General features: G+C 60.9%; 6 protein-coding genes. 5 read left to right on the top strand and 1 reads right to left on the bottom strand.

The features are described from left to right. The first annotated feature begins 24 nt into the window (after positions 1-24). The 3 genes from QYL91_RS15170 to QYL91_RS15180 all read left to right on the top strand — a co-directional run bounded on the left by QYL91_RS15170 (position 25) and on the right by QYL91_RS15180 (position 5,200). The gene (locus QYL91_RS15170) at positions 25-1,701 is read left to right on the top strand and encodes a PKD domain-containing protein (RefSeq protein ID WP_302081330.1); all 1,677 of its coding nucleotides are present in this window, start codon (positions 25-27) and stop codon (positions 1,699-1,701) included. A 198-nt stretch (positions 1,702-1,899) separates the two neighbouring features. Then, complete coding sequence (hmgB, locus tag QYL91_RS15175) at positions 1,900-3,237, top strand: hydroxymethylglutaryl-CoA synthase (RefSeq protein WP_302081331.1); 1,338 nt, start codon at positions 1,900-1,902, stop codon at positions 3,235-3,237. 100 nt (positions 3,238-3,337) lie between these two features. Beyond that, positions 3,338-5,200, top strand: coding sequence for a PAS domain-containing protein (locus QYL91_RS15180; protein ID WP_302081332.1), 1,863 nt, complete (start codon positions 3,338-3,340; stop codon positions 5,198-5,200). Between the two features lie 7 nt (positions 5,201-5,207). Here the strand turns inward: QYL91_RS15180 and QYL91_RS15185 are convergent, their stop codons facing one another. Beyond that, a complete protein-coding gene (locus tag QYL91_RS15185) occupies positions 5,208-5,915 on the bottom strand; it encodes a helix-turn-helix domain-containing protein (RefSeq protein ID WP_302081333.1) in 708 nt (235 codons plus the stop codon). 185 nt (positions 5,916-6,100) lie between these two features. Between QYL91_RS15185 and QYL91_RS15190 the strand changes: the two genes are divergently transcribed. Both QYL91_RS15190 and QYL91_RS15195 read left to right on the top strand, forming a co-directional pair. Next, a complete protein-coding gene (locus QYL91_RS15190) occupies positions 6,101-7,138 on the top strand; it encodes a zinc-dependent alcohol dehydrogenase family protein (RefSeq protein ID WP_302081334.1) in 1,038 nt (345 codons plus the stop codon). 106 nt (positions 7,139-7,244) lie between these two features. After that, on the top strand, positions 7,245-7,625 hold the full coding sequence (locus QYL91_RS15195) for a response regulator transcription factor (RefSeq protein ID WP_302081335.1): 381 nt from the start codon (positions 7,245-7,247) through the stop codon (positions 7,623-7,625). Positions 7,626-7,698: the final 73 nt, after the last annotated feature.

Consider the following 7,698-nt stretch of genomic DNA (forward strand, 5'->3'; position numbering starts at 1 on the left):
CGAACAGGACGGAGATAATCTGGAATGACACCGAACACCCGTGGACAGTCCGAGACGATTGGTGTGGTCTTACTCACGGGTGTCATCGTCGTCGTTGCGGTGGTCGCCGGCTTCGTGATGGTAACCAACGTCAGCTCCCAGACCACGAGTGCGCCGCTTCTGGACATCGACGCAAACGCCACGACACAGAACATTACGATAGAACACACCGGCGGAAACGACCTCAACGCAGCCGACGTAGACATTATCTTGCGGGGCGATTCGACGGTCCGGTATTCGCTCGAGTCGTTCACAGAAGTGACTGGGTCTGACGGGACACGGTTCACGCCCGGCAACAAGTGGCAACGGACACACGGCATCAGCGGAGAGCGCATGGAGGTGCTGGTCGTCCACACGCCGTCGAACGCCATCGTCGCCAGGGACACCGTCCCGATTACGGTGACCATCGCCGCTCGGTTCTCGTACACGCCGAACAACCCCACATCGACTGACACGGTCACGTTCGACGCAAGCGACAGCACGGTCAAGGGTAGCACACTCAACAGCTACGAGTGGGACTTCAGCAACAATGGGACGACCGACAAGACTGGCGAAACCGTCGAGTACAACTTCTCCGACGACGAGGATTACCCGGTCACGCTCACCGTGACGGCTGACGACGGCCGCATCGCAAACCGGACGAAGACGGTGACGGTCTACAACAGAATCCCCACGGCCAGTTTCACGTACACGCCCTCGAACCCCGACCCTGGAGAGAACATCTCGTTCGATGCAAGCGGTTCGAGTGACCCCGACGGAGACATTGCCAGCTACGAGTGGGAATTCGATGACGGAAACACGAGCAATGGCGAGACGACGAATCACAGCTACGCGTCAGCAGGCGACTACATAGTCCAGTTGGACGTGACTGACAACGACGGTGCGACACGTCGGACGAGTCAGGTTGTCTCGGTCGGAGGTCAAAGTCCGCCGAGTGTGACGATTACGTCAACGAGTATCTCGGAGACGGGTAGTAGTGGCAAATACACCGTCGACGTGACCTTCGAGGCGAGTGACCCCGACGGAGACATCACGAACTACACCGCGTACCTGTACAACAGTAGCAGTCAGACGACAGAACTCGATAACGTCTCGTTGGCAAACTACGACGGGTCGACAACGACAGAGACGCTTAATGATAATAACAATACCGCCGGGGAAAGTCCGCTCTACGTGCTGGTCAAAGTCGGTGATAGTACGAATAGAACTGGGAATGACTCAGACATCGTCGGTGGGTCAGCAGGGCAGGCGCTAGAGTTCCAAGAACTAACCACAGGGACGGAGGGTGAACTTAATTTCACTGTAAAGAACAACAACAGTGAGTCAGTAACTGTTACCGAATTCGCTGTTGATGCGAGCAATATCAAAAAAGATTCACAAATCGATAATGAAGGGGGTTCCGAAGTGAAGATCGATTCTGCAGACAGCGCAGACAGTGGTCCATATGCAGCTGATGGAACAAAACACATCCTGGATGTAGAGGCGAGGATAAATACTGATCAAACCACAAGTGTCCTTATAAAGAGGATAGAGAAGAAGCAGAATGGTAAGGCTTTGAAGTTTGATCTAAAACGAGTCAATACCAAATCGAATTCAGATTTGGTTGTGACGTTAGGACTTAAGAATACGACAGATCAAAAGTTCTACTTCAAAAACCAGTAGCGCGGGTGTGAAGCGATGCGAAAATGAATTCGAACATACGCCCGCGCCAGATCGCCGTTTTCACTGGTATCCACTATACAGAAACAACGATATATTGATAGAACGTCTGTTATACAAACGGATTCAGGTGCGGCACATCGACAATCAACGAACAATTAGTCGACAGGCCCTTATACCTCCTCGGAGACATTCACGTATATGACAGACGTAGGTATCGACGGCATCGAAGTCTGGACAGGGAAGCTACAACTGGACCTCGCGGAGACGTTCGCGCCGGCACAGGGCGAAGAGCCGGGCAAGTTCACGAAGGGGCTGGGACTGTACGCCTCCTCGCTGCCGGACGTCTACGAGGACATCGTGACGATGGCGGCAAACGCCAGCCACGACTTGATGGAGCGGAAAGGCCTCGAGCCGGAGGACATCGGCCGTATCGACGTGGCCACCGAGAGCGCCTTCGACCACTCGAAGCCGGTTTCGACGTACGTCGCGGGCTGTCTGGAACAGGTCTACGACGACGACTTCCACCACGCCAACAAGGGCGAGCGGAAGTTCGCGTGTATCTCCGGGACGCAGGCACTCGACGACGCCTACAACTGGATTCGCGCCGGCCGAAATCGCGACCGCGCGGCGCTGGTCATCGCGACCGACACCGCGCTGTACGCCCGCGACGACCCCGGCGAGGCGACCCAGGGTGCCGGTGCCGTCGCAATGCTCATCGACGAAGACCCCGATGTCGTGGCGTTCAGCACCGAACAGGGCTACGGCAGCGCCGACGAGACGGACTTCCTGAAGCCCAACCAGCAGTTCCCGAGCGTCGACGGCAAACGCTCGGTGCAGGTGTATCTCGCGCGGATGCGCGAAGCGCTGGAGGACTTCGAGGCGGCAGGCGGTGACACCCACCCCGACAACTTCGCCTTCATTCCGTTCCACACGCCGTTCCCAGGGATGGTCCGAAAGGCCGCTGGACTGGGGTATCGACACTGTATCCGCGGGACCGACGTCGAAGAGCAACTGGCCGACGAAATCGGCCGCCAGCCACGCAAAGAGGCCTTCGACGGCGAAGACGAGTACTTCGAAGCAATCAAAGAGTACACCGATTCGCTCACCGAGACCGACCACTACCTCGACTGGTACGAGCGGACCGTCGACCCGACGCTCGACATCTCGCGTGAGGTCGGCAACTGGTACACCGGGTCGGTCCACATCGCCCGCGTCTCCGGGCTCATCCGTGCCCTCGACGAGGGCTGGGACATCACCGGCAAGGAGCTTCTGGTCGGCTCGTACGGCAGCGGCGCACAGGCGGAGATTCACGCCGAAACCATCCAGGACGGGTGGGAAGAGGAAATCAGCGCGCTGACCATCAACGAGCAAATCGACGCGCGGTACGACCTCTCCTTCGACGAGTACGAGGAGATTCACGACGTGCACAACCACGACGCCGAGACGGACATCGAACCGCGGACCACGCCCGACGGCGAGTTCGCCTTCGACGGCTGGGGTCGGATGGGCGAGCGCAAGTACACCTACGTCGAATAGGGCGCCACTCGCTGCCGACCGGTATTGTCGACGGCGGGACGCTGACATTATCGGGTCGCTCGCGGGGAAGTTGTATTGCCCTGGCACTCGAAAGGAGTGTATGGACAGCAGCGGGACCCAACAGAGCGAGATTCTGGAGCGTATTTCTGATGGGGTACTCGCTCTCGACGAGAATCTCGTGTACACGTACGCCAACGAGCGGGCACAGTATCTGCTCGACGAGGAGTACGACGACATCGTCGGCGCGCACATCTGGGACCTGTTTCCCGAGGCCGAAGACAGCATCGTGGCAGAGCGTATCCAAGAGGCAAGAGAGACCGGCGAAGAGACCTCGTACGAGCGGTACAGCGAGGAACGCGACCAGTGGTTCGAGGCACGCCTCCACCCAAACGAGGACGGCCTCGTCATCACGTTCCGTGACGTGACCGAACAAAAAGAGCGCGAAGAGCAACTCAGACGGCTCCACGACGCCACACGGAAGCTAGTCACCGCAGAATCAGCCACGGAGGTAGCAGAGCGAACGTCGACTACTGCCGCGGAGATTCTCGACCTGGAGGCCAATGGCGTCCACCTCTACGACGAGAAAGAAGATGCACTCGCCCCGACGGCAGTCTCCTCGCGGGGCAGAGAGCTCCTGGGAGAGCTGCCGTGGCTGGACGAAGGCATCGCGTGGGAGGTGTACCAGACCGGCGAGACGCGCCACTACGACGACATTCGCGAGGCCAGTGGAATCTACAACGAAGACACCGAGTTGCGGAGTGAACTGCTCATTCCGCTGGGTGAACACGGCGTGTTCATCCTCTCGTCGACGACAGTCGGTGCCTTCGACGATGAGGACGTCCGCGTGGCGAAGCTCCTCGCCAGCAGTGCGGAGACTGTCCTCTCGGAACGGGCCAAAGCGCGGCAACTCCGGACCCAGAGCCGAAAGGCAGAGCAGGCAGAGGCACTGTTCAGGAACGCACAGGATGCCTTCTTCGTCGTCAACGTCGACCGCGAGAACGACGAGTATCGGTTCGAACGGGTAAATCCCGCCTACGAATCGCTGACGGGACTTTCAGTCGAAGCGGTCCGTGGCAAGACGCCCGGAGAAATCTTCGGCGACGACGGGGACGAAGTCACGGAACGCTACGACGACTGCGTCGAGCGCGAAGAACCCATCTCCTACGTCGAACAGCTCGATGTTCCCGAGCCGGATTCGTACTGGGATTCGCGGATTGCACCGGTCATCGTCGACGGAGAGGTCGTCCAGATAGTCGGAGCGACACGCAACGTCACCGAGCAGAAAGCCTACGAGACCCGACTCGAACAGCAGCGCGACGGGCTGGAACTTCTCAACGAAATCGTGCGCCACGACATCCGCAACGACCTGCAGGTGGTCGCCAGTTACGCGGAACTGCTGGCGACCCGCGTCAGCGAGGACGACCGCGAGTACGTCGAGCGGATCCTCAACAACGCGGAGAACGCCGTCGAACTCACGCGCAGTGCCCGTGACCTCGCGGGGACGATGCTCCAGACCGACCAGAGCACGGAGCCGACGCCGCTCAAACAGACGTTGTTGGCACAGATAGACGATATCCGGACGAGCTACGCCGATGCCATCGTCAGCGTCGACGGGCAGATTCCGAGCGTCACCGTCAGCGCCGACCAGATGCTCGCGTCGGTGTTCCGGAACGTCATCAAAAACGCCATCCAGCACAACGACAAGGACGTCCCGGAGGTGGCGATTTCGGTCGACGTCGCCGACGAGACGGTCCGTGTGGCCGTCAGCGACAACGGGCCTGGGATTCCGGACGAACAGAAAACGGCAATCTTCGGCAAGGACGAGAAAGGATTGGAAAGCGAGGGGACCGGTATCGGCCTCTATCTGGTCAACACGCTGGTCGAGAAATACGACGGCGTCGTTCGCGTCGACGACAACGAACCCGAGGGCACCATCGTGACTATCACACTCCCCCGCGCGTGAGGGTCGGCTATGGTAGTCCGTGGAGGCCGTCGAGCACCTCGTCGAGTGGCAGGTCCGTCACGGCAAGCGAGAATCCGTCGATGCGGGCCAGGTCCGCGGCGTGTTCCCAGACGTCGTCCTCGGAGAGACCGTGCAAGACGACGGCGTTCGGCGTCGGTTTGACCACCCGGAGCGCGACCAGCGGCGATTCGCCGCGGGTGACGTTCGTGAAGACGAGCGCGCGGTTCGTGCTCTGCCCGTAGAGAGTGTAAAATTCGTCCGACGAGAGGCGCTGGATGGCTTTGATGGAGTTGATGACGGTGTGTCCGGCGACGGTGTCGCGGTCGCCCCGGACCAGTTCCGTCGCGCCGACGGCGTCGTAGTACCGCTCTAGCGGGATGTTCGCCTGGTACTCCCTGAGGTCGTAGATGACGTCGCTGTCGAACCCCGCCGAGAGGACGCGAGCGTATTGTCGGATGTGTGTCCCACCTCGCGTTTCGTCGATATCGAGCAGGGCGTCGACGACCCGGCCGATGACGCCGATGCCGGGATTCTCCCGGCGGCCGCTCTCGTAATCGGAGACGACCGACGGCGAGACGTCCAGTTTCGACGCCAGGTCCGTCTGTGCGATTTCGAAGTCCGTCCGCCACTTGCGCAACGTGGCCCCAGGGTCGTCGCTGAGCGTGACTTCGCCGGCAATCTTTTCTGCAAGTTCCTCGCGTGGCCCCCGTGTCATCGGCAGAATCGACACACAGCCGCCAGAAAAGTGTATCGAAGCCCCCTTCGACAATCGACGCAAATCGGTGCTGGCGGACCGGGATGTGGCGACAACGCCCAGTCGTCTGCTGGCCGGAAACACACCGAGAGTGCCAGACTGACGGGGAACTGTGCGCTTTTCCGCCCGGCAGCACAATCCCAGCTATGGACGCTGCTGTGTTCCGTGGCGAGCGCGATATTCGCATCGAGGAGCGACCGGACCCCGAAATCGAGGTGCCGACCGACGCCGTCGTTCGGGTCACCCACACCGCGGTCTGTGGCTCTGACCTCTGGTTTTATCGTGGCCACCGTGACTACGACGAGGGCGCCCCGGTCGGCCACGAGCCGATGGGTATCGTCGAGGAAGTCGGCGCGGACGTGACGAGCGTCCAGCCAGGCGACCGCGTGCTCGCACCGTTCTCGATTAGCTGTGGCGAATGCGAGTTCTGCCGGAAGGGCCTCCAGACCTCCTGTGTCGACGGCGACACCTGGGCCGGCGAGCAAGACGGCGCACAGGCCGAGGTGGTCCGCACGCCACACGCCGACGGGACGCTGGTCCGGGTGCCCGACCGCTACGCCGACGACGAGGACGTTCTGGAGTCGCTTCTCCCGCTGACCGACGTGATGTGTACCGGCCACCACGCCGCGATAAGCGCTGGTGTCGAAGCCGGAGATACGGCCATCGTCGTCGGCGACGGTGCGGTCGGCCTGTGTGGTGTCCTCGCCGCCCGGCGGCTGGGTGCCGAACGCATCATCGCGATGGGCCACCACGAGGACCGGTTAGAACTGGCCAGTGAACTGGGAGCGACGGAGACAATAAGCGCACGCGGCGAGGCGGCAATCGAGGCGGCCACAGAGCTGACCAACGGCGGCGCGAACCACGTCATGGAGTGTGTCGGAGCGGCGTCCTCGATGGAGACGGCAGTCGAGGTCGCACGCGACGGCGGAACCGTCGGCTACGTCGGCGTCCCCGAGGGCGTGACCGACGCGGCGTTTCTCGATACCGCCTTCGGGAAAAACGTCACCGTCACCGGCGGTATCGCACCGGTTCGGAGCTACATCGAGGAGCTGATGGCCGACGTCCTCCAGGGAACGCTCGACCCCTCGCCCGTCTTCACGAAGACCGTCGCCCTCGAGGACGTTCCGGAGGGATATCGCGCGATGGACGAGCGCGAGGCCATCAAGGTACTCGTCGAAGTGTAAAGGTCGCCGACGGGAGCCACCACGGACTATCCGGAGTCGGTCCCGCCCCTCCAAACGAGTTAGGTGGCGATGATAGGCCGATGCAGATGCAAGTGAGGTTATGGCGATGCAGGAGATTTCAGGAAGCGCTTCGGATGCCCCAGGAGCAAAGACGACAGTGTTGTTCGTCGACGACGAACGAGAGCTACTGGACGTGTACGAACTACTCTGTGGCCCCGAGTACGAGGTCATCACCGCAAGCGACGGCACAGAGTCACTCGAGTTGTTCGGCGAACACATCGACTTCGCGTTTTTCGACAGACGGATGCCGGGGCTGTCAGGCGACGAGGCGATAGCGAACCTCCGCGAACAGGGGTACGACACGCCGATGGGGATTATCTCCGCTGTCGACCCCGACGTGGAATCGGACCTCGAATGTGACGTGTATCTCACGAAGCCGGTCGGTCTCGAAGATATCCAGACCACCGTCAAACAACACATCGACTGACGGGTCCCTCTGCGCCCGAACGTGTTGCAGTGTCCGGGTTTGTCGGTCCCCAACCCTCCAGGGCCCAGTTGAA

The organism is Salinibaculum rarum (assembly GCF_030505615.1).
GTDB lineage: Archaea > Halobacteriota > Halobacteria > Halobacteriales > Haloarculaceae > Salinibaculum > Salinibaculum rarum.